Below are 25,478 nucleotides of genomic sequence, written 5' to 3'. Positions count from 1 at the left end.
TTGATGTGCGTCGTTTTTGATAAAATTAAATCACAGTTGCTCTGAGCGAGGAACGAGCGAAGAATCTCCATGCAGTATACCAAAAACAAAGCAAAGCAGGGCCGCATGGAGATTCTTCGGCCTATGGCCTCAGAGCAACTGGCAAGATTAATAGTTACCCCCCGCGTCCCCAAACAGGATTAACGGCCCTTAATCACTATCGGCAAGAAAACGCCGCCTGCTTCTAAAGGAGATTCCTGGGGCGTGGTCGCGCAAACCGCGCCATTAGGCGCACTGCCGTCGGCGCAAACGGCCACCAGGTGGGCGGGAGCATTGTCACTGAACAGGGCAGCGGTGTTGATGACCGACTTGCCCACCGTGCCGCTGTTAAGCGTGACCGTAATCTCCAGAGTAGCCGTCTCTCCGGGCAATACCTGGCCCACGTTCCATATCAACTGATTGCTGCCGGAAAGAGAACCCTTTGACGAGGACGTACCAACCACGGTCACGTCGCCGGCAGGCAAGGTATCGGTAACGATCACGTTGAAAGCCGTGTAAGTAGTGCCGGTATTTTTCACCTGCAAGGTGTAACGGACGGTATCGGCCACAAACAGCGGCGCCCCATCAACATCCACCGCGCTCTTGCTGAAATCCAAGGTAGTGGAAGTATCGGCGGCGGCGAAAGTAGCCGTCACCGCGCTATCGTGGGTCATTGTGATGGTTGCCGGATTGGCGCTGCCGGACACGTCGCCGCTCCAACCGCTAAAGGTCCAGCTGGGATCGGCTGTGGCGGTAAGCGTGACCACTTCGCCATAGGCATAGGTGGATTTGACCGGGTTGCTCACCACCGAGCCATTGCCGGTGGCGGTTACGGTTAGGATGTATCCATTGGGGGTAAAGGTTGCTGTAACCACCTTGTCGCCGGTCATCGTGACGGTGTCCGGGTTGTCGCTGCTTACCACGTCGCCGCTCCAGCCGCTAAAGGTCCAGCCGGGGTCCGCAGTTGCGGTCAGGGTGACCACTTCGCCGTAGGTGTAGGTGGATTGAACCGGGTTGCTCACCACCGAACCGTTGCCCACGGTGCTCACAGTTAAGGTATATTCATCCTGGCTGAAGGTGGCGGTAACAACTTTATTACCCGTCATCGTCAGCGTGTCTGAAATTGCCGAACCGGACAGGTCGCCATCCCAACCATTGAACGTCCACCCAAAGTCGGCAAAAGCCGTTAGCGTGACCACCTCGCCATAACTGTAGGTAGATTTGGCCGGGCTGGTCAAAATCCAACCCCTGCCCACAACCACGGTTTGCAGGGTGTATTCCGCCTGGGTAAAAGTGGCCGTTACCTCCTTATTGGCCGTCATGGTGGTGTTGATGGGGTTGGCACTGCCGGATAGATCGCCGCTCCAGGTGGTGAAGGTCCAGCCGGGCTCCGCGCTGGCCGTCAGCGTAACCACGCTGCCGGAGGTGAAAGTAGTTTGATCCGGGTCCACCCCAATTGAGCCGCTACCAGCCACGTGCGGGGTGAGGGTAAAGTCGTTGTCGTTAATGGTCAGGGTATGGCTGCCCGTTGAACCAACGGTGGCGTTGGTGGGGCTGCCCAGGGTTAAAATAACGGTTTCGTCGTCTTCGGCCTGTGTGTCTTCGTTGAGCGTAATGGTGATCACCACGCCGGTTTGGCCCGCCGGGATGGTAACCGGGCTGCTGCTGATGGTGAAATCATCGCCGCTGCCTTCGGTGGCTGTGCCGGAAACGGTAAAGGGAATAGTTACATCCAAACCGGAGGGCGCAGCCAATTCGATGGTGACGGTGTAGACTCCCGCGCCTTCACCAAGGCTCTGGCTGCCGCTGCTGAAGTTGACGGTTGGCAGGTCGTCGCCGTCATTGATGGTCACCGTGGCGCTGGCGGTGGCGCCCAAAGTGCCGCTCACCGGCGCGCTCAAGGTGAGGGTAAATGTTTCATTGTTTTCATCCAACCCGTCGGCGGCAACGGGGATGGCGATGGTTTGGAGCGTGACCCCCGGCGCAAAGGTCAGAACACTGCTGGCCCCGGTGTAATCGCTGCCGGCCGTGGCCGTGCCGTCGCCGGTGGCATAGGTCACGGTGGTGGTTACATTGGACGCCGCGCTCAAGGTTACGGTAATGGTGGCCGTATCGCCTTCATCCACGCTGTAGGCCCCGGCGTTGAAGTTGATGAAGGGCTGGCGTTCCACGTCGCGGCTGGCGGTGTCAACGTTGCCGTAAACGTCGGTAGCAGTGACCACGATGGTATTGATTCCGGCGGTGGGCAGGGTCACGCTGACGGTAAACAGGCCGCTGTTGTCAACAATGGTGGTAAACGGCCCATCCCCGGCTACGGTAACGGTAATGGCTGCGCCGGGGTCGCCCGTGCCGGTGACGATCAGGGAGGGGTCGGTGGTGGTGTAACCTACCGGCGGGAAGGTGATGGCCACGTCGGCGCCGGTGGGGGTGCTGTCGTTGGTGAGTTGAACCTGCCGCGTGGCTGTTGCCTGGTTGCCGTACAGGTCGGTGGCGGTAACGGCAATGGTATTCATTCCGGTTACGGGCAGGGTAACGGTGACGGTGTAGAGGCCGCTGCTGTCGGCGGTGGTGGTATACGGGCCGTTAACGCCAACGGTGACGGTAATGACACTATCTGCATTGGCTGTGCCGGTAACCGGAAGAGTAGCCGTAGTGGTTACGTAACCCACCGGCGGGAAGATGATGGCTACATCGTTGCCGCCTGGGGTGGTATCATTGGTCAGGCGCACCTGAATGGTATCGGTGGCCACCTGGCCATAGACATCGGTGGAGACGGCCACGATGGTGTTGAGGCCGTAGTGCAGGGTGACCGCGCCGGAAAAAGCGCCGCTGTCGTTGGCGGTCATATTGAACGCGCTGGCCGGCGTGGTGACGGTGATAACGCTGTCGGGGTCGGTGGCGCCGGCCACTTCAATTGAAGTGGTGGTGGTAATGTGCCCACTCGCCGGGGCGGTAATGGTGATAGTATTTGCGCCGGGCGAGTCGTCGTTGGTCAAGATAACGGTCAGCGTTTCGGTGACGAGATTGCCGTAGGGGTCGGCGCTGACCACGGTTATTACGTTGGTTCCGGTCACCAGATCAACACCGCCCAGGTCAAACGTGCCGTCGGTGAGGTTGGCCGTGCCGGTGACCACGTCGCCGGTGCTGACGGTGATGGTGATAGCGCTGCCCGGATCAGTCTGCCCCACCACGCTAACAACGGAAGTGGTAAAAACCTGTCCGGCGGTGGGAGTAGTGATAACCAGGGTGTTGGTCAGGTCGGTGCCGTCGTTGGTCAGTTGGACAACGCAGGTATCGGTGTCAACATTGCCAAAGGGGTCGGTTGAAGTAACCTCAATGGTGTTGGCCCCTATTTCCGGCAAGGTGACGGTCAGGCTGAAATTTCCACCGTTATCGGCGGTGGTGGTGTATGGCCCGGCGCTGCCAATGGTTACGGTGATCACACTGTTGGGGTCGGTGGCGCCGGTAACACTGAGGGCGGCGGTGGAGGTGATGGTTCCCGCCGTGGGCTGGATGATGGTGACGGAGTTGCTGCTGTCGGTGGGGTCAGAAACCAGGGTGACGGTGCGGGTGTCGGCGGCCACGTCGCTGTCCAGGTCGGTGCTTTGGGCGGTGATGGTGTTTGCGCCCAGGGTGGTGGTGATGGTGGTGGCAAAGTTGCCAAAACCGTCGGCGGTTACATTGTACACCACGCCGGTAGCAGTGTTGGTAATGATGACCGTGGCGTTGGGGTTGGTAACGCCGCTGTAATTAATTGTGGTGGTGTTAGTGACCAAATCCACCGCGGGCGAAGTTATGGTCAGGAAGTTTTCGATGCGGACGGTGGTCACATCCATCACCTGGCTGGTGTAGGCGTCGCCGGCGGCGGTGGCTGCCTGAACGGTGAGGGTGTCAACATCGCCATCGTTAACGCCGGCGGCGGGAATGGTGAAGCAGGCCAGGATATTGATCTGCCCGGCGGGGAGCAGCTCGCCGGTATCAACCGTGGTGTTGCTGTTGGTATCGGTCAGCGTGGTGTCCAGTCCGGCGTCGTAATTGCCGTCGGCGTCGTAATCCCGGTAAAACGTGACGGTGGCTGAAGTCCAGGCATTGTGGGCAGTGGTCAGTTCCATGGTGTTGGTGAGATTGCCGGTGTTGCCCACCGTATGGCCATAACAAACTTGCTGGCCCTGGTCGTGGGTGTTGTTGCTGCGGTTGGGGCTGATGGTGACGCCATCCTGGGCCACGGTTACCTGAACCTGATTGCTGGTGGCGTTGTCGGAGGCGCTGGCCATTGAGGCGGTATTGTAGATAGATGTCCCCGGGGCGGCGGTATCGGTGACGGCGACCACAAAGCCGATTTTGTGCCCGCCGGAATTGGCCGGAACGGTGAGATTCCAGGCTACTTCTGCCGGGTCGCTGTCGTCAGCGCCGGCGCCAAAGATGGAACCGGGCACGTAAGCGGTCTGGGCCGGAACCAGATCGGTAATGACCACGCCGGTGGCGGCCACGCTACCCCTGTTGCCGTAGGTAAGGGTATAGGTAATGGGGTCGCCCGCCCGGACAAACGCGCCGGAGGCGATTTTGGAAAGGGTCAGGTCAACCGTGCCAATGGAAACCAGGTTGGAGTAAAGCCAGCCGGAAGCGGCGGTTTGGGTGCTGGTGATGCGGGCCTCGTTTTGAATGGTGGTATTGCCCGGCAGCGGGTCGGCCACTTTAACCTGAAAACTAACGGTATCGCTTTGGCTAATGGGCAAGGTGGCCCTACTCCAGCGAATATGGGTAACGGAAACAGGGTTGGTAAAGCCGCTGTTCCAGGTAACGCCGTGGTCGGTGGAGTAGGCCACGGCATCCATCCCGCCGGCGGCCACGGTGCCGGAGATAAGTTGGGTGTTGGCCGGGATGCTGTCAATCAGCAAAATGTTGTTTAGAACCGCGCTGCCGTTATTGGCATACGTGCCGGTAAACACAATGGTCTGGCCGGCGGTGGCTATCGAGCGGTCGCCGACTTTAGAGAGAGACAGGGGGCTGATGTCTATGGAGAAGAGGTTGGAGTTTTGTGGGGGCAGTTGCTCGCTGTCAATTTGGGCAATATTGCCCAGGGTTGAACCTTGGGGCATGGTGGGGGCAATGGTAACGGCAAAACGGATCTGGCCGGTTTCGCCTGCGGCCAGGGCGCCGGAAACAACCCCGGGCAGAACCCCGACGGTTGTACCAACGTATTGGCCGGCGTCGGTATCAACGGCATCGCTTAAAGAAACCCAGCCGCTGCCGGTGTTAATGGCCAGGCTGCCAGCCAGGTAGGTCATAGAAACGGGGATAGTGTTAGAGATGATCACGCCGGTGGCCGCGGCATCGCCGTTATTGGCGTAGGTAAGGGTATAAGTGACTACCTGGCCAGGGGCGGCTATGGTTGGCCCGGCTAAGGTGAGATTCAGGTCCGGGGCCTGCACGGTAGTTCTAACCCGGTTGCTATTCACCAGGGCGGTCTGGTCGCTGTCAATCCGGCCAAAGTTTTCAATTTCCGCGCCGTTAAGGGTTTCGTTGTTGACGGTTACGGTAAAGGTAACTGAATCCGTGGCCGCCGGCGCTACCTCATCCAGACTCCAGCGAACGGTATTGGTGGCGCTGATATAGGCGCCGCCGCCGGAGGCAGCGGCAAAGGTTGTGCCCACCGGAACCAGATCGTCAATATAGGCGCCGGTGGTGGTGATAGCCCCGCTATTTTCGTAGGTTAAGGTGTAAACCAGGCTGTCGCCAATTTCGGCGATGGAGCGGTCAACCGTTTTTTCCAGGTCGAGGGCGCTGATAGCAACAACGGCATTGTCGGTGGCGTTGAAGGTATGGTTGTTGTAATTGCCAACGGCCAGACCCTGGTTTTCACTGACAACTGCGGCGTCGTAAATTTCTACTTCGTCAAAGTAGGCATAATCATCGTCACCGGCCCCGCTGATCCCCCGAATACGGATCCGGGCGGTACTGGTGATGTAGGCCGATAAGTCTACTGTTTCTTGCACCCAAACGTTCTGGGTTACCGGATTTGTCCAACTTAGCAGCGAAGCATAAGAATCGCCGTTATTTACCGAAATATCAACGCCAAAGGTTTCGCTGCCCTCAAACGACCGGAAATAACGTTTGAAACGCAAAACCGGCCTGGCAAAATCGCTTAAATCAAGGCCCCGATGAATGGTGCGGTTATCATTTTGAAGGCGCAATTGTTTACTGCCCCCGTAGGGAGTAACATTAACATCATCGTCTTGGTCCACAATCCGAATATTACCGCCGGTTTGACTGGTGGTTTCGCCGGTCTCCTGCCAGTTGCCGGTCCAACTGCCGCTGCCGCCATCGTATACTGTGCCGGTTTCAAAATCGTCGGCGATGGCGGCGCCCACCTGACCGCCGGTTTGAATTTGGGCCTGGAATTGGACGGCCAGGGTTTGGTTGGAATCCATTGTGTGCGAAAGGTTCCAGAACAGGGTTTGGCCGTTCACGCTGGGTTCGGGCGCGGCCGTGCTGCCATCGGGGTAGGTGACCAGGGAGGTGCCGGGTAGATAGGTCCAACTGATGGGCAGGGTATCGGTGATGTTAACATTGGTAACAGGTGACGGACCGTGGGTATGCGCTTGCAGGTTAAAAGTGGTAGTCCCGCCGTCTACGGGTAATATTTCCGGGCTGGCTGTTTTTTCCAGGGTGAGAACGGGGTCTAGCCAGCCCTGGTTGAGGGGCAGAACGGTATAGCCCAGGTCAAGGTAGCCATCGCCGGCTTCCAGAGAGGCCGGGTCAACGCCCCAAATGGGGACAAACTTATTGGTAGCCCAGATGCGCATGCCGGTGTTATCGTAATCGGGGTCAAAAATGCGGCGCGTAACCAGGGCGTCAAGGGTGAAGGTTTCGTCTACCACGCCATCAATCGGACCATAGTCCACATAAAAGGTGGTGTTGTCGGCTACGGGGGCTACCCAAACCGGCGAGGCATTTGTGCCATCGGTAATATCGGCCAGCACGTTGCCCGGGGCCCAACACACATAGTAGTCGTCCATTAAAAATACGGTGGGGATCAAAGAGAAGCCCCAGTCGTATGATGTACTTAAAGTGTCAGCCGTGACTACGCCCCAAAATATGTCGTCGGAATTTAAGCGTACCCCCGACCCAATAGGGACATAACCTGCCTGTTGGGAGTAGACAGCCACATCATTGGCCGGAATGATAATGAGGTTGTTGCCGTCGGTATCGTGAGCCTCCACCGTAATGCTGTGGTTGTTGGGGTTAAAGAGATAAATTTGGGCTTCATTGGAGGCGGTGGTCCGGGGAACGGCGGCAATATATTCCGTGCCCCATAACATATCGGGCAACATAACAAAAAAACGGGTTTGAAATGTGCCGGTACTCCCGGAAACCAAGCCAACCTGGATTTGTTTATCAGAGGAAATGGTTGTGCCTTTATTGATGGTGATGGGGGTTGAGGATTGAGAATCAATGGCCCCCAGGCTGGAATACGTTTGGCCTTGATCCAGGTTGACCGTGAGGGTTTGGCTGCCGTTATCAATGGTAACCGTGGTATTATGGTGTAGCGCGCCAATTTGCAGCCAGGCATAAGTGAAATCGCCCCCCATATCCTGCCCTACGGGGATGTGAAAGGAAAAGCTGTTTTCCCAGGCCTGGAGCGAGTATACCTCCCAGGCGCCGCCTATCCAGGTGCCATCCTGGGGCCACATGGCGTGGGCCAGGTCAATGGGCCCGCCCGTACTGACCAGATAATCGCCGCCATCATAACGGATGTCGGCCGTGTCTCTGGGATTTACCGGAATAAGGGCGTTGATGCCGGAACCGCTGCCATCGCTTTTAAGCAAAACAATATCGCCAACGCCTAAAATATCGGCGCCTGAGCCGCCATTATCGGGATCACCATCGCCATAAATCTCGGTAGATGATTGGATGGGGCTAAAAATATCGGCCTCAAAGCCATCTTCCCAGTGATCGTAATAAAATACTTGGTTATCGGTGGTAGCCACTACCGTTACTACAGATCGCATCTGGTTGCTGGTAATATTGCTGCCGGTATCTATGTAATCAAACATATCATAGATTTGCTCTTCATTGCCCAGCACGTAATATTCTTGAAAGCCTGCCGGAAGCGCCCGGGCCGGCGTTGCCGGCCAAAAGAGGAACGAAATGAACATTCCTAACCATAACCAGCTAAAAATGTGGCGCAGATTGAAACCGGGGCTGCGCTTTGGCCGCCTTAAACAATGGGTTCTGCTTTTTACCAGGTCAATTACGATTTGTTTGAACATAAGTTTACCCTCGCAACAATATCGCCCCATTTACCTGCCATCAATTGCCGTTTGGTGAAAGTAGCTGAGGCCACAATAAAGATTTTTTCCCAGTTTGCAGCTTTAGTTATGCCCCCAGGATACCATATTTTGGGGTAGCATGACCCTAACGGTTTATAAAGATTTTGGGCTGAGGTTAAAGAAAAATATAGGAAAAAAGTAAGGGGTTTATTACAAAATATTACGGTTTTTACGCGATGGGGTTATATTTTGTTTTTACTGAACCGGGTGAATAAAAACTTATCGTTCGATCACTTCAACGCCGGGGGGGACTTTGCAGATGAGAGGCAGGGTGAAGGTAAAAGCGGAGCCTTTACCCAACTCGCTTTCAAAGGTAAGCTCGCCGCCATGAGACTCAATGATGTTTTTGGTGATGGATAAACCCAGGCCGGTGCCCGGTTCATCGCGGATATTTTGGTCGGCGGCGCGGAAGAAGTTGGTAAAAAGTTGGGCCTGGTCTTCTTCAGAAATACCGTAGCCCGTATCCTTAACGGTGACAGCCAGGCCCTCCCCTGCTTCGTTGGGGTAAGGTTGGGCCGTAATACTGATCTGACCGCCGGTGGGGGTATATTTGTAGGCATTACTGACCAGGTTGGTGACAATCTGCACCATCCGGTTGTAATCGGCCCGTAATTCGGGCAGGTTGTCGGGCATGTCCAGGATAAGATGTTGCTTCTTTTTGTCAATTTGCGTTTGCACGGCCTCGATCACTTCGTTGATGACGTCCCGCATTTGCACGTCGGTAATTTCCAGCCGAATCCGGCCCGCCTCGATCCGGCTGACATCCAACAGATCGTTCACCAGCCGGGCCATCCGGTCCACGCTATTGATAATAACTTGCAAAAATTCGTTGTGCTGCTCCGATAGCGTGCCGCCCGCCCCCATTTGCATGAGTTTGGTGTAGCCTTTAATACTGGTCATAGGAATTTTTAGCTCGTGCGAGGCAATGTTCATAAATTCTGTTTTGGCGTCGTTGGCTTCTTTGACCTGCTCAAACAGGCGGGCGTTGTCAATAGCAATAGCCGCGTGGCTGGCCAGCAATTTAACAAAGGCCACGTCTTCACTGGTAAAGTAATCAGGGTCCGTGCTCTCCAGGTCAATAATGCCAATCACTCTGTCCTCGCGCAGCACGGGCACCACCAATAAAGAGCGCGTGCGATGGTTTTTGGGCACGTAGTTTTCGGCTTCGGTAATGTCGTTGATCCAGGCAATTTCGCCGGTGCGGGCTACGCGGCCCATAACGCCCCGGCTCAAGGGCCAGGGGTCTTTTTTGTAGCGGCCCATTTCCATCGGCATACCATGCTGAGCCAGCAAGTATATCCCCGGTTCATCGTCATTTCTCACCACGCCCATCAGGCCCATGGAAACGCCCAGGGAATCCATTAAGTGGGTCAGAGAGATATCCAGCACCACGTCCAGATCAAGCGAGGTTTGCAGGGATTGATCAAACATCTGCAAAGTTTGCAGTTCCTGAATGCGCTCCGCCAGGGCCTCATCGGTGCGGGTAAAAATTTGGGCGTTTTCAATTACAATGGCCGCCTGCGCGCCAAAGGCCATCAACAGGTTGGATTCGTCCTCGTTAAACACAGAGCCATCCAGTTTGTTGATCACCTCAATCACCCCCACTACCTGCTCGTGGGCCATCATGGGCACGCAGAGAATATCTTTTGTTTTGAATTCAGTGGCTTCGTCAAAGGCAACATTGAAGCGGGGGTCGGCCATAACATCATTAACAATGAGCGGCGCGCCGGTTTGGGCCACCGTGCCCACAATGCCCTTGCCTATTGGGGTTTTCAGGCCAAGCAGGTCCTTTCCGGTTGGCCCCAAAACCACCTCAAAGGTCAATTCTTGGCCCCGGGGGTCTACCAGCAGCAAAGAGCCGGCTTCGGCGTGGAGAATTTCAACGGCGCGATTCATCACTTGTTGCAGGGCCTGGTCAAGATTAAGGGTGGAACTCATGGCTACGCTGACTTCGCCCAACGTAGCCAATTGGCTGGCCCGGTCTTGGGCCTGTTTTAAGAAGCGTGATTTCTCCAGGGCAATGGCCGCCTGGGTGGCAAAAAATTCCATCAGCCAAACGTCGTCTTGGCTAAAGCGCAAGCCCCTGGGCCGGTGCACCAATTGCAAAACGCCCCGCACTTTGCCGGCCCAACGCAAGGGCACCCCCAGAACCGGGCCAAATTTGGCCGCTTGAAATTGGGTGGAGTGGCCGGAGAAACTGTGGTAATGGTCTATTGTCACCGGCTCGCCCAGCATCACTACCCGGCCGGCTACATCTTCACCTGCTTTGAGGGTGTAATGGGTATAATCTTTATCCAGGTTATAACTGACCACCACTTTGAGCGTTGCCCCATCCGGCTCCAACAGAAACACCATCCCGCCTTCGGCATTCAATAGATGAGTGGCCCGTTCAACAACGGAAGTAAGCAAACTGTCGGGTTCTACTTCGGCCTGGATGTCGGCAGAGATTTTTTGTAGGGCCTCTAATTCTGCGGCCCGTTGATTGGCTTCTTCCAGAAGTTGGGCGTTTTCCAGGGCAATGGTGGTTTGATTGGCCAGGGTGGCTAAAAAAACCAGATCGCTGCTTAAATAAGGCCGGCCAGATTTTTCAAAACCCAGCGCCAGCCAACCCAGGAGATATTTGGACCCTAACAGGGGAACGCACAGGGCAATATCGAGCATGTTGAGCCGGGCCAATTCCTCACGGGAGATGTCGGCATTGGCCGGGGTAGCGCCGCCGGGCGTGAGTTGCAAAATATTGTTGGTATCGGCCAGCCATTGGGCCAGTTCATCGCTCAGGCCAAAACGCACTTCAACGGAGCCGCTTTTGTCATCTGGCTGGGCGCGGATGACAAAAGCGCCCTGCGTGGAATCTCTTAAAAAAACAAGGGCATGCGCCGGATTTAAGGCTTCTTTGGCTTGTTTGACCAGCAAATCCAAAACCCGGTCGGTATTTAAGGGGGCGCCAATGAGCTGCCGGCCATAGTGTTGTAACATTTCTCTGGAATCAAAGGTTTCGCGCAGGAACAAACGATTGACCATTGATTGCAGTTTGTCTCGGATTGGCTCCAGGAAAATGACCAGCAGCAAAACAAACATCGCCAAAATAATGGGGCTTTGGTAGAGGTTTGTATCTTGCAGCAGAATGCCCACAAAACTGACCGTTAAAAAATAGCCGATGGTAACCACCAGCGTCAGCAGGGCGTATACCACTCCCCGGCTAAAAACAATATCCAGATCAAGCAAACGGTAACGCAGCGTGGCATAAACCACGCTCACCGGAAAAACAATAAAGGGCGTGTACACAATGGTAAAGATGGGGGCAGAGAATGGCGCATCAAAGCCCAGCGCGTTAACAATGGCCCAAATGGCAATTGGGCCAAACGAAATCACACTGCCCACCAGGATGATGGTGGTTTGCTGCCGGGTGAGGGCAGAGAGGGTGGACAGGCGAGCGTCAAAAAGCAAGATAAAAAATAGAATTACCGTTAGCCCGATAAAACTAAAATCCCACAGCCTAAGACTCAAATAAAGCCGAGGATTGGCGGCAAAGTAAAAGCTATACAAATTGATACCGCCCAAAATCAGGGCAATGAGATAGGGCATAACCCGCAACCAGGGCCTGCGCCGGGCCAGGCGCGTTTCTTTGGGAAACACAAAAGCCAGGTGCAACAAGCTGGCCCCGGACAGGGGTAAAACAAAGGCCCAAAGCCAGCTCAGAAAATTGAACGTGTAGAGGTCAAATAGCCCCCCGGTGAACATTGAAACAAAAACACAAAAAGTGACAAAGGTTTCCCCCACCCGCTCGCCGCCACCCAGGCGGTAGGCCAGCACGCCCAGGAGCAGATACACCAGGCCAATGCCGTAGGGCAACCAGAAAAAGATAACAAAATCTTTCAAAGAAAATGGGGTCAGGAAAACAGATAAGGTGTCGGCGGTATTGGCCGGCGCAGACTCTCGCGCCAGGTGCAGGGTAACAGTTTGACTGACCTGTTTTTGCCGCAGAAGATAGTTGAGGCTGCGGTTTGAGGAAACCGGCCGGTCATCAACGCTTAACAAAACATCGGCGGCTTGCAGGCCCAGTTTACGGGCGTTCCAATCTGGATTGTATGCGTCTGCGGCCACCAGTTGGGGATAAAAAAACGCGCCTAAAAACGGCTGTTGCGTCCAGTTGAAGGCAAAAATGGGGGCCAAGATATTGAAGATAATGGCCATAGAAATGAGCAACAGGACGGGTATTTTGGTGGATTTTTGGAGCAACTCATTTCTGGGAGAGCCGGTCACTGTTTTCATATATAGACCATGTGCTGCTGGTAAATTACGCGCCTGGGTGCCGAACAGGATTCAGAAAGAAGCATAATCCCTGCCAATCATTCATCCTGAGAATATCTTGCTGAGTTTTGAACATACGGGCATGTTCAGAGGATTATAAAATCAGTTTAACATGGCCCTGGCGGCAAGTCAAGGCGGTTTATTGGTACTTTTTTGGGGTAATTGGCTTGTTTTGGAAATAAAATCTGAACAAACCCTTAGTAAAGAAACAGGGGTTTTTGGCTCACGTGGCGCACTTTAGGCCGATAGGCATTAATATCATATAACTCATCCACATCTACTCGCTTGACGCCCTGAGAAAGAATATTGGCCGGTACGTCGGTATATTTGCCTTCGCGCAGGGCCACCATCCGGCCAAACTTTTTTTGGGCAATCAAATCCATCACCATGTTGGCAAAGTTAAAACCAACCATCAAGTCAACCGAGTCTGGGGTGCCGGAACGCATTAAATAGGCTACCTGTTGGTAAATAATGTTTTCGCCCGTGAGTTTTTTCAACAAGTCGCCCGTAATTGCGCCAATGCCGCCCAGTTTTTTATGGCCGTAGGCGTCTTCTGCGCCCCGCTCCAGAATATTGCCGTCAATCAACGAGGCCCCCTCGGAGATGGTCATCAGAGCATAATTACTGGGGTTGTTGTTTTTGTCTTGCTTGAGTAATTGAGCCAATTTTTCCGGGTCAAAGGGCACTTCGGAAATGATGGCCCGGTCTACATCGGCCAGGTAAGCGGAGATGAGGGAGGTCTCGCCGGAGTTGCGGCCAAAAAGCTCAATAATGCCAATACGCTCATGTGAGCCAACACTGGTGCGCAAATTATGGATAAAATTCACGCTGCGGGTGACGGCAGTGGAGAAACCAATACAATAATCCGTGCCGTGCACATCGTTGTCCATAGTTTTAGGCACGGCCACAATAGGAAAGCCTTCGGTATGGAGACGATGGCCATAGCTCAAGGTATCGTCCCCGCCAATGGGAATTAACACATCAACACCCAGGTGTTCCAGGTTTTTGAGAACGTGCGGGGTAAAATCCAGACACTCTCTGGATTCAGGGTTCCAGCCGGGTTTGCGCAGAAATTCCGGGATGCTGCCCGCCTTGACTTTGGCGGGGTTGGTGCGAGAGGTGTGCAAAAAAGTGCCGCCGGTGCGGTCTACGGTGCGCACGGTTTGTTTATCCAGCGGCAACAGCCACGTTTTGGCGCCGGCATCGTCATTTTTGTTGAAGTTGAGCAAGCCGCGCCAGCCACGGCGGATGCCCAAAATGGTGTGGCCTTCTTCAACGGCGCGATTGACCACCGCCTTGATGCAGGGATTCAGGCCCGGCACATCGCCGCCGCCGGTTAATATACCGATCTTCATTGAGGTAACTCCTTTGTGCAGAAACTATGTATCTTTAATTAAAAAAGGGGCCTGAATCAAGCCCCTGGTTCATCACGTGCCGGTAATCCTCCCGCCTCCTGCGGTTCATTTTCCAACTTACTATTTTTTTGTCGTCAGGCAGTATAGGTTAACCTCAAGAATCTGTCAATAATTTATTCTGTCCGCACCGTGCCAGCGCCCAAGAGTTGCACCAATTGTTGGCGCAAATGGGCGCTGTCTTTGGTGGTTTGGTTGGGAAAATCAACCTGGATTTTTTTGTCGCCGCAAGGGATGTAAAGGCTGAAAAGGTCTGCGCCGGTATGTTGGGTAAGCAGGGTGTAGACGGTTTTCAGCCGGTGTTTATCCTGACTCAAATTGCCGGTGCGGGGAATCAGGACTTTAAGATGGGTTGCTTGGGCCGGCGCGCTTTCTACCTGAACCGTTTGATAAGGGCCGTTCACCTCGGCCAGTTTGGCCTGGCCCGGTTGGGGCGGCCCGCCGTTGATTTTAGGCTGAACAGGCGGGGCAGACGTTTCACCGGCAGCGTAATAACTGGTCAGTTCATTAGAAATCGTATCGGCCAGAATTTTCAAGTTGCCGTTTTGGGCGTCTACTTTGCCCTGCACCATAATCAAATTGCCGCTGACCAGCAAGGCTTTGTGGGCCGCATACACTCTGGGAAAAACCACCACTTCCCGTGAGGTTTGGATGTCTTCAATTTCAACAAAGGCCATGGGATCGCCTTTTTTGGTGTGGTGCTGGCGGATAAAACTGATCATGCCTACCACCGTCACCGGCTGGCCGTGCATGGCCTCATCCAATTCGCCCAACATGGTGGCTTTGCTGGCTTTGATGGCCGCCAAATATTTTTGCATAGGGTGTTCAGATAAATAGGTTCCGGCCAACTCTTTTTCCCAGCGCAAAATTTCTTTTTGGCTAATTGTCTCCACTTCAGGGGGAGGATAGAGAATAGAGCCGGTGCGCGGCGCTTCAAAACCGCCCAGGTCGAACATGCTCAATTGGCCGGCATCGGACGCTTTGTGGGTGGAACTGGACAGGTTGATCATCCGGTCAATGATGGCTAACAGAACCGGGCGCGAAGCAAAGTGGCCCGGCAGCGCGCCCACTTTGATCAAACATTCCAGAGCGCGGCGGCCTACCTGGCGCAGGTCAACCCGGCTGCAAAAATCGTCAAGATCGGTAAACGCTCCACCCTCGTTCCGGGCGTTCAGGATAGCCTCAATAGGGCCTTCGCCCACGTTTTTAATAGCGCCCAGGCCAAACCGAATGGCCGGCGGCTGATTGGCCCGGTCTTCAATGACAAATTCAATGAAGCTGGAATTGATGTCCGGCGGCAGCACTTCCAGGCCCATTGTTTTACATTCGCCCACCAGCATGCCAATTTTTTCGGTATTATGGCGCTCAACCGTGAGCAGGGCGGTCATATATTCAATGGGGAAATGGGCCTTAAGGTAAGCGGTTTGGCAAGTGACCAGGGCGTAATCGGCGGCGTGAGCCTTGTTGAAGCCGTAGCGGGCAAAAAACTCAATGTCGCCGTAAATAGCCTCGGCCACGGGTTTGGCAATGCCATTGCCAACCGCGCCTTTAATAAACTTGGCCCGGTGTTCGTCAATTTTTGCCTTGATTTTTTTGCCAACCGCTTTGCGGATATGGTCGGCGTCGCCGGGCGCGTAACCGGCCAACTGCGAGGCAACCTGGATGATTTGCTCCTGATACACAATGATGCCGTACGTGTCGCCCAGAATCTGTTCCAATTGGGGATGTTTGTATTCAACGTTCTCCTGGCCGTGCATGCGGTTGATGTAGGTGGGGATATATTCCATAGGGCCGGGACGGAAGAGGGAAATGGCGGCCACAATGTGTTCAAATTTGGTGGGTTTCATATCGGTGAGCACGCGGCGCATGCCGCCGCCTTCCACCTGGAATACGCCGGTTACGTTGCCGCCGGCCAAAAGCTCAAAAGCTTTTTCCGGAGGGGGGAAATCGGGCAGGTCTTTAAAGGCTTCGGGCTGATCCATAGGGATGTTTTCCAGGTTGAATTCCAGGCCGTGCCGGGCTTTGATCAATTCGGCGGCTTTCCGCATGATGGTCAGGGTAGAGAGGCCCAGAAAGTCAACTTTGAGCAGGCCAATGGAATTGCACACCGGAAACTCAAACTGGGTCATGGATTTGGTGATCACCGAGCCTTGCGGCCGCATAACGGGCACGTACTCGGTGAGCGGTTTGTCGGTAATAATAACCGCGGCGGCATGCACCGATGCGTGCCGGGCCACTCCCTCCAGGCTGCGGGCCGCATCAATCAACTCCCGCACGTAGTCCACGTTGTCGTATTGGCCTTTAAGTTCCGGGGAGAAAAATTCGTGGTCGGGGTCCAGGGTGGTATCAATGGTGGCCGGTTTGCCGGGAATGGCGCTGATCTGTTTGGCCAGCACGTCCACTTCGCTCAAGGGCACGTCCATCGCCCGGCCCACATCGCGGATGGCGGCCCGGGCCTTCATCCGGCCAAAGGCCACAATCTGGGCCACCCGGTCGTCGCCGTAACGGTCAATAACGTAGCGGATGATTTCTTCGCGCTGGTCGTCAGGATAATCCAGGTCAAAATCAGGCATCTCAATGCGGCCGGGGTTCAAAAACCGCTCAAAAATGAGGTTGTGTCTGAGCGGGTCAATCAGGGTAATGCCGGTGGCGTAGGCCACAATAGAACCCGCGCCGGAGCCGCGTACGTTCCACCAAATGTTCCGACGGCGGGCGTACTGGCACAGGTCCCACACAATCAGGTAGTAAACGTCAAATCCCATGCCGTGGATGATGTTCAATTCGTGTTCTTTGCGGGCCTGGATTTCGGGGGCGTTGGCTCGCTCGCCATAACGCTGTTTGAGGCCCTCGTCGGTGAGGTGGCGGAGAAAGGTTTGGTAGGTGTGGCCGGCGGGCATAATGCCGGCGGGCAGGTTGGGCAAATGGTAGTTGTCGTCTTCCAAATCAACGGCGCACATCTGGGCGATTTTAAGGGAATTGGTGAAGGCGCTCTCCGGCAAATCGGCCAGGGGCCGGAAAACGGCCTTCATCTCGTCCAGGCTTTTCAGGTAATAACTATCATCCGTCATGCGCATCCGGTTGGGCTGTTTGACCAGCGCGGAGGTTTGCACGCAAAGCAAGGTGTCGTGGGCTTTGGCTTCGGCGGCAGTTACATAATGCACATCGTTGGTCACCAGCAGATCAATATTATGCTTTTTGGACCAATCAAAAAGAGTGTGGTTAATGCGGGTCAGTTCCGGGATGCTGTGTTCCTGCAACTCAATAAAAAAACGGTCGCGGCCAAACACGTCCAGGTACCAGTGCAAACGTTCCAGGGCTTTTTCTTCCTGGGGCGGGCGACCCTCGGCGCTGTTCAGCAGCCAGGGAATCTCCGCCGCCATGCAGCCGGTGGTGCAGACAAGGCCGTCGGCATGGGCGGCCAGGTAATCGGCGTCAATCCGGGGGCGATAGTAGTAGCCTTCCAGTTGGGCGTCGCTGCAAAGTTTGAGCAGGTTTTTGTAGCCAGCCGTATTGTGGGCCAGCAGCAGCAGGTGATGGCGGGTTTTGTCCAGGTTGGGGTCGCGGCCGGCCATAGGGCGGCCGTGCATGGTGAGATAAGCTTCCACGCCGATAATGGGTTTGACGCCATGTTTTTTGCAATTGCGCGAAAACTCAATGACGCCGTGCATAACGCCGTGGTCGGTGAGGGCTAGGGCGGGTTGGCCCAGCCGGGCCGCTTCTTTGGCCAGGTCGGCAGTGCGGCCCAGGCCATCCAGCAAGGAATATTCGCTATGAACGTGGAGATGGACAAAATCTGACATACGCGCCTTGAGTTTATGGTGAAAGGTGAAACCTAAAAAATACCGACATAATATGGCGTATTGCGTATTCCGTATCCAAAAGCGTTAGGCAATACGCCATACATTTTGCCCAATTATAGAACCAAAATATTTATGCTTTAAGCCCAACACCCCAAAATGTAGAGGTTATATAAAAATGTACCCCACATATTGTGGTAAAGCCCGACAAAATAATAGAACAAATGTTTTAGAGGGTTATTTTTTATTATACCACAATTTTGCGGATTTGGGGGACGGTTGACCCGATTATGGCCTTACTTTGGCAGAATTTTAAGGTGGCGAACCGCTTTGACTTTGGAAAGAACTTAGCCCAACATTTCGCAAATTCGTTCCGGGTTTTACCCAGGGTAGATGAAGGCATTGCCTTCATCTACCCGTTTGCATCTGTGTTTTGGCATAAAAAAGTCTTATGTCAAAATCTCGTTTTCAAACCTTATGCGGAAAAATCAACTTGACATAGTATAAAAAGCACAGTAGACTATAAGGTGTAAAAATATTATGGTAAGTCTATGGTCGTTAGAAAAAAGAAGGCCGCTTCCGGCCCCACCCAATTGCAAATAACCGTTGAACAAATCATGGCCCGGCTGCATCCCTACCGGCAAGAGATCATTGGCAGCCTGCTTTTGTTGTTGAGCGCCATTACCCTGCTCAGCCTTCTTTCATTGACCGGCGGCGCGCTCAGCGAATGGTGGGCCGCTCTTTTTAGCCAACTGTTTGGCTGGGGGGCCATTCCGGCCACCATTTTGCTTGGCGTTTTGGGCGGCCTGCTGGCCTTTGGCCGGCTGCGGGACGAGGCCCAACCCCTGCCGCTCGACATCATCATCGGCGGGGAAGTGCTGTTTGTGGTTGGCCTGGCGGGCGCCCACCTTGTGGCCGCCGGGGATAACGACCAGGCCTTGCGCCTGGCCCGTCATGGGGCCGGGGGCGGTTTTATTGGCTGGGGTGTCAGCATTTTTTTGCTTGATTTGATTGGCCGGCCGTTCACGGGCCTGGTGTTGCTGCTCGTGGGCCTGGCCGCCCTGGGTTTAGTTTTTCGGCTTACGGCCACCGATGCCGCCGGTTGGGCCGAACAGGCCAGTAGTTGGGCGCAGCGCCATTTGCACCAACTCCAGCCGGACGCCAATGAAACGGCTAAAGTTGAAACGGCTGAACCAACCGGCAAAAATCGCCAAAAACAAAAAAAGCCCTCCGAAAAAACCCGACCTCTCCAAAAGCCGGCCATGACGGCCAAACAGGCCCTGGCCGCCATGCCCCAAACGCGCTATCGCCTGCCACCCCTGGATCTGTTAGCCCCACCCACCAAAGACCCGACCCATAGCGCCAACGCCCGTTACCAGGCCCAGATCATCGAAGAGACCCTGCATGGTTTTGGCATCCCTTCGGAAGTGGCCGAAATCAACCGCGGCCCCACCGTAACCCAATTTGGGCTTAAGTTGGGCACCCTGGAACGCAAACTGCCCGACGGCACCATTATGCCGCAGCGCGTCCGGGTTAACAAAGTGGTCTCCCTGTCTAATGACCTGGCCCTGGCTCTGTCTGCGGCCCCCATTCGCATTGAAGCGCCGGTGCCGGGCCGCCCCCTGGTGGGCATTGAAGTGCCCAACAGCGAAAAAACAATGGTCTCCCTGCGGGGGGTGCTGGAAGACGACAGTTTCAAACAGGGGAAAGGCGCGCTGCGGGTGGCCCTGGGCAAAGGGGTATCCGGGCAGGCCGTATCAGCCCCGCTGGCCGAAATGCCGCACCTGCTGATTGCCGGCGCCACGGGGTCGGGCAAATCGGTGTGTATCAACGCCATGATTTGCACCTTGCTGATGACCCACCCCCCGGAACAACTCCGCTTTTTATTGGTTGACCCCAAAATGGTGGAATTGACCAGTTACAACGGCATTCCCCACCTGCTTGCGCCCGTCGTCACCGATTTTGAGCACGTGGTGGGCGCCCTGGCCTGGGTGACCCGCGAGATGGAACGCCGCTACAAATTATTTGCCGCTAATGGGGCGCGCGGCATCGGGGGCTATAACCGCAAGGCGGGTGTCAAAGGGGAACGGCTGCCTTACCTGGTAGTGGTTATTGACGAACTGGCCGATCTGATGATGCTGGCCCCGGACGAAGTGGAACGCCACATTTGCCGGATTGCCCAGATGGCCCGCGCCACCGGCATCCACCTGGTCATCGCCACCCAGCGGCCGTCCGTAGACGTAGTCACCGGCCTGATCAAGGCCAACTTCCCCACCCGCCTGGCCTTTGCCGTGACCAGCCAGATTGACTCGCGGGTGATTTTGGATAGTCCCGGCGCAGAGAAATTGTTGGGGCGGGGCGACATGCTCTACATGGCCACCGATTCCCCCAAATTGGCCCGCCTGCAAGGCTGCTTTGTGTCCGATGCCGAAATCCGCAACCTGGTCAAATATTGGCAAGCGGCCGGCGGTACGTCTAGCCAGGCCGTTGGCAGCCGGGGGCAGGTGGAAGAGACGCAGACCAAATTGCCGTGGGCCGATATTATGGCAGAAGCCAACAAAGACGACATGCTGGAAGAAGCCATCAAACTGGTGGTTGAGTCGGGCCGCGTTTCCACCAGCCTATTGCAGCGGCGATTGGGCATTGGCTATCCCCGCGCCTCGCGCCTGATAGACCAATTGGAAGAAGAGGGCGTCATCGGCCCGGCAGAGGGCAGCCGGCCCCGCGAGGTGTTGTGGCGCGACGAAAAAGATGAAGCAGATTATGCTGAGTTTGAGAAAGACGTGGCGGGCGAGGCCTAAGGCTCACTCCCGGCGGTAGTTTTGTAAAGCAACCACCAGCCGGTCAATATCCTCTTTGGTATTATAAAACCCCGTAGAGATCCGCAGCGCGTAAGGATGCCGGATAAAGCGCAAGATTATCCCTTCCTGAGCCAGTTTCACCATCATTTTGGCCGGGTCCAACCCGGCTACATTAAACGTTACCAGCCCGGCCTGGGGGCCGGGCGGGGTCAAGTCGGTTACGCCAGGCAACGTACTCAGGGCAGTGCGGGCATAATCGGCCATAAGCTCAATGCGGGCGTAAATCCAATCCCAGCCAACGGTTTCCTCCAGCCAGGTCAAATTGGCCAGCATGCCTTTAATCCCCGGTCTGTAAATTGTGCCCACCTCATACCGCCGCGCCGAATCTCGCGCAGGCAAAAAATACCCGGTAAAATCGTAACTGTTCACGTCCTCCAGCGTTGAGAACCCCACAAACGTTGGCGCCACCAAACACAGCCGGTCTTGGCGGACATACAAAACGCCCGTTCCTTCCGGGCCGCAGAGCCACTTTTGGCCAGGCAGGGCGTAAAAGTCAACGCCGCTGGCAGGCAAATCCAGGGGAATGGCCCCCGCCGACTGCGCCCCATCCACCAGCACCAAAATATTACGCCGGTGGGCCAGCGCCACAATATCGTTCAGGGGCAGGCGCGCGCCCGTATTCCATAAAACGTGGGAAATCACCAACAAACGAGTACGGGGCGTAATAGCAGCCCCTAACTGCGCCAACACTTCGTCTGGAGTAATGTCAATCACTTTGACCCCCACCCCATGCCGCTGCTTGAGCGCGTACACCGGCAGCAAGCCACCCTCATGCTCCGAGGTGGTGGTGACAATTTCATCGCCCGGCTGCCAGCTCAAGCCGTGCGCCACAATGTTCATGCCCTCGGTGGTGTGGTGGGTGAGAGCAATTTCCGCCGGCCCGGCCTTGACCAAACGGGCGAACGCGGCCCGCAAATTGTTCATTGTCTCTCCCAAAAGTTTGAACCCGCCCAGCTCGGCTCGACCTTCGGCCAATTCAAGCGTGTTGGCCTGGTTCATGGCGTCTGTTGTGAGGGTGGCCAAAGGGCCGCACGTGCCGGTATTTAAATAAACCTTGTTTTGCGCGGCAGGCATCATTTGGCGAATTTGGGCGATCTTTTCAGTGTCGGTGGTCATTTTTCATATCTCCTTGTCAAGATACCCGGGGGATGCGGGCCAGCAATTCGCTGACCACTTCATAGTTGATTGTGCCCAGATTTTCGGCCACTTCCTCGGCGGTGATGATTTCGCCGCCCTGCCGGCCAATGAGCACCACTTCGTCCCCCTGGCGCACGTTGGGGATGTGGGTCACGTTGATGGCGGCCTGGTCCATGCTCACCCGGCCCACTAACGGCGCGCGCCGGCCTTTCACCAACACCTCTTTCCAGGTGCGGGGGGCGCGACGGAAACCGTCGGCGTAACCGACCGGAATGATGGCGATGGTTTCTTCACCCGTGGTGCGATAGGTGGCCCCGTAGCCGATGGGGCTATCAGGGGGCAGAGTTTTGACCTGCCCCACGGTGCTTTTAAAGGTAAGCGCGGGCCAAAATCCTGGGGGCAGCGGTGTGTCCGCCGAAGGCGGCAAACCGTACAGGCCAATGCCGGGCCGCACCATATCAAAACGGGCTTCAGGTAAATTGACCAGGCCGGCCGTATTGGCCGCGTGAACCAGCGGGGGGCGCAATTTGGCTTCCTCCAATTGCCGCAACAACACCTGGAAACGCCGGACCTGCTCGCGGGCGTAACTCAGGTCGGCTTCGTCGGCGGTGGCCAGGTGCGTGTACATCCCCTCGATGCGCAGGCCGGGCAAGTCAATGGTTTTCAAAAAAGGCAACACCTCGTGGGACAGCAGGCCCAGGCGCCCCATGCCGGAATCAACCTTAACGTGCACGTAAGCGGTCTGGTTAAGGTCGGCGGCGGCGCGGCTAAAGGCCTGGGCCAATTCCTGGTTAAAAATAGTGGCTCGCACATTGTGCAGAATGGCCTCGTGGGCCTGCCAGGCCGGCATATAACTCATCACCAGAATGGGAATATCAAGCCCGGCCCGCCGCAGGGTAATGGCTTCGCCCAGGGTGGCCACCCCAATCCAGGCGATGCCGTTGTTTAAGGCGGTCCGGGCCACTTTGACCATGCCGTGGCCGTAGGCGTCGGCCTTGAGCACAGCCATGATTTTGGCCGGGGTCGCTATTTGCGCCAGCAAGCGCACATTGTTGGCGATGGCTTCCAGGTTTACCTCAACCCAGGTGGGCCGGGCCGGTTGGTGGGGCCGCACCTGGGCCCAGGCGGCGCCCTGCCGGACCAACTGCCAGCGGTCGCGCTGCGGCTCGGCCAATAATTTTTGCACCACTCCTTCCATTCTTACCCCGGCCCCGCCTTTCACCAACACCACCGTATCGGGAGACAACATATCCTCAACGGCAGCGTCGGCGTCGGCGCCGGTAAAAGTAACGTGGACCGCGTGAATACCCATCCCCTCGCCGCGGGCGGCAGCGGCAATATCCTGGGCCGCTTCGCCTTTGGTCACCAGGCGTTCAACGCGAGTGGCGGCATAACGGCCAATTTGCCGGTGCGCCTGCCGCTCAATGTCGCCCAAATCGGGCATGTCGCCCAGGATGGCTACTTTGTGCGCGCCGGGCAACTCGACCAGGGTATCCAGGGCGGCCATGGTGGCCTCGGGACTGGCGTTGAAGGTGTCGTCTACAATGAGCGAGCCTTTTTTACCGGGCAGGGGATTCATCCGGCCCGGCACACGAGGCAGGTTTTGCAGAGCGGCCAGGGCCGTTTCCGGGGAAATGTCAAAAACCAGGCCGGTGGTTACGGCGGCCAGGGCCGTATAAATTTGGTGCCGGCCCAGCAGTGGGATGCGGCCAGGGTAAGAACGACCTTCGTAGTGCAGGGTAAAGGTTAAACCATCGCGCCGGAGCGACACGTCGGTGGCGTGCACATCGGCGCCGGAGGCAAGGCCAAAGGTGAGAATGCGGGCCTGGGTGCGCGGCACCATGCCGGCCACATGGGCGTTGTCGGCGTTGAGAATGGCCGAGCCATTGAAGGGCAGGGCCTCGATCAAACGGCCCTTTTCAGCGGCAATATTGTTCAACGTGCCCAGGTAGGCCAGGTGAGTGCGGTTGATGGTGGTGATCACGCCCACCTGGGGTTGAGTGATGCGGGCCAATTCGGCGATTTCGCCAAAACTATCGCAAGCCATTTCCAGCACGGCCACCTCGTGCTCGGGGCCAAGTTCGCCCAGCGAGATGGATAGCCCATAGCGACCATTGTAACTGCCAATATTTTTGAACACGCGGTATCGCTTTTGTAATACGGCGGCAATGGCTTCTTTGGTGGTGGTTTTGCCACTGGAGCCGGTTACACCCACCACACGGGGGCGATATTTGCGCAGAATGTAAGCGGCGTAGTCGGTCAGAGCCTGTTGAATGTCGGGCACTACAATGGTGGTGGCTTCGTCACGATTGTCGGGCACGGCCCGGGGGTCTTCGCACACAATGCCGGCCGCTCCTCCCTGTAGGGCATCGCCGATAAAGTCGTGCCCATCGCCGGTTGTGGTTTTGACGGCCAAAAAAAGTTGGCCCGGCTCGAGCTGGCGCGAGTCAAAGGCAAAGCTGCTGAATTCGGTGGCGCCGGCAGCGCCGCGCAGCGTTCCCTTGGTGGCCGCAAGCACATCATCAAGGTAAATCATAAGGCAATCATTCTCCTGCTACGAGTAAAATTTGCCAAAATTAGGAAGGAGGAAATAAGTTATCCCTAATCCCCAAGTTCTGGAAATTGTACCACATTATCCAAGAGAATGACCAATGAACCCCCTTTATAATTGACAATTATCCGTTATCAATTCACAATGCAGCATTATCACCATTATGAAACAGGGAGTATCATTGTGAGCAAAGCCATCACCCTTGCGCCGATCGGCGTGGTCAAAAGTCAATTCAAAAGCAATACCCCCCCCGAAGAAATGCGCGGGCAGCCGGCCCAAATTGTGATAACGCCGGAGTTTGAGCCGGGTTTAATGGGCCTGGCCGCGGGGATAGACATTTTGGTTCTGTTTTATTTTCACTCAATCCGGCCGGAAGAGGTAGCCCTGCAATTACACCCGCGCCACAATCTCGAAAACCCTTTGAGGGGCGTTTTTGCCACCCGCAGCCAGTTTCGGCCTAACCCCATTGGGGCTTCGGTGGTTGGTATTAAAACTATTGAGAATAACGTCATCACCGTGCTTGGTCTAGACGCCTTGGATGGAACGCCGGTGCTGGATATAAAACCTTATGCGTCTTACTTTGACGTTGACCTGCCTCACCAGCAATTGGAGGTGAGAGAAACGCAGAGTATTGAGGAAACACGCCAGGCCATTGATCTGATTGACGCCGAGATCATTCGTCTGCTGGGCAACCGGGCCGGGTTTGTGCGGCAGATTGTCAACTTCAAAAAGAATGCCGAGGAGATCCGCGCCCCGGCCCGCTACGCCGAGGTGATGCGCCGCCGCCGCGAATTGGCCCAGGCCGCCGGCCTTAATCCAGATGTAGTGGAAGGGATGTATAAACTTTTGGTGGACAATTTTATTGAGGAAGAGATGAAGATCTTACGGCAAAAGGAAATAGGCGATCTTAAATTGACGGGGCAAACCGATTGAGGTATAATGCCCGCTGAACTTGCGCTAAAAAATTGGCTCGCGCCGAAGTGGCGGAACTGGCAGACGCGCTACGTTCAGGGCGTAGTGAGGGTAGCCTCGTGTGGGTTCGAGTCCCACCTTCGGCA

General features: G+C 55.7%; 8 protein-coding genes and 1 tRNA gene. 3 read left to right on the top strand and 6 right to left on the bottom strand.

Annotated features, from left to right (window positions below; all coding sequences use genetic code 11):
* Window positions 1-179: 179 nt before the first annotated feature.
* The 4 genes from JW953_12140 to dnaE form a co-directional block, all read right to left on the bottom strand.
* Complete coding sequence (locus JW953_12140) at window positions 180-8,291, bottom strand: DUF11 domain-containing protein (GenBank protein MBN1993442.1); 8,112 nt, start codon at window positions 8,289-8,291, stop codon at window positions 180-182.
* 279 nt (window positions 8,292-8,570) lie between these two features.
* Window positions 8,571-12,623, bottom strand: a complete 4,053-nt coding sequence (locus JW953_12135) for a GAF domain-containing protein (protein MBN1993441.1) — start codon at window positions 12,621-12,623, stop codon at window positions 8,571-8,573.
* Between the two features lie 236 nt (window positions 12,624-12,859).
* Window positions 12,860-14,017: a 6-phosphofructokinase gene (locus JW953_12130; GenBank protein ID MBN1993440.1), complete on the bottom strand. Its 1,158-nt coding sequence runs from the start codon at window positions 14,015-14,017 to the stop codon at window positions 12,860-12,862.
* Between the two features lie 173 nt (window positions 14,018-14,190).
* Window positions 14,191-17,874 carry a DNA polymerase III subunit alpha gene (dnaE, locus tag JW953_12125; protein ID MBN1993439.1) on the bottom strand — a complete coding sequence of 1,228 codons (3,684 nt, stop codon included), beginning with the start codon at window positions 17,872-17,874 and terminating at the stop codon, window positions 14,191-14,193.
* Window positions 17,875-18,422: 548 nt separating this feature from the next.
* On the opposite strand from dnaE, the gene JW953_12120 reads away from it, so the two are divergent.
* Window positions 18,423-20,672, top strand: a complete 2,250-nt coding sequence (locus JW953_12120; GenBank protein MBN1993438.1) for a DNA translocase FtsK — start codon at window positions 18,423-18,425, stop codon at window positions 20,670-20,672.
* Between the two features lie 3 nt (window positions 20,673-20,675).
* Here JW953_12120 and JW953_12115 read toward each other — a convergent pair whose 3' ends face one another.
* Together JW953_12115 and alr are read right to left on the bottom strand one after the other, a co-directional pair.
* Window positions 20,676-21,848, bottom strand: coding sequence for an aminotransferase class V-fold PLP-dependent enzyme (locus JW953_12115; GenBank protein MBN1993437.1), 1,173 nt, complete (start codon window positions 21,846-21,848; stop codon window positions 20,676-20,678).
* A gap of 16 nt (window positions 21,849-21,864) precedes the next feature.
* Window positions 21,865-24,405: an alanine racemase gene (alr, locus tag JW953_12110; protein MBN1993436.1), complete on the bottom strand. Its 2,541-nt coding sequence runs from the start codon at window positions 24,403-24,405 to the stop codon at window positions 21,865-21,867.
* A 159-nt stretch (window positions 24,406-24,564) separates the two neighbouring features.
* Between alr and tsaA the strand changes: the two genes are divergently transcribed.
* Together tsaA and JW953_12100 are read left to right on the top strand one after the other, a co-directional pair.
* A complete protein-coding gene (gene tsaA / locus JW953_12105) occupies window positions 24,565-25,353 on the top strand; it encodes a tRNA (N6-threonylcarbamoyladenosine(37)-N6)-methyltransferase TrmO (GenBank protein MBN1993435.1) in 789 nt (262 codons plus the stop codon).
* A gap of 41 nt (window positions 25,354-25,394) precedes the next feature.
* Window positions 25,395-25,478: transfer RNA gene (locus tag JW953_12100), tRNA-Leu, on the top strand.

It is taken from the genome of Anaerolineae bacterium, assembly GCA_016931895.1.
GTDB lineage: Bacteria > Chloroflexota > Anaerolineae > 4572-78 > J111 > JAFGNV01.
This window is presented reverse-complemented; position numbering and strand designations above follow the sequence as displayed.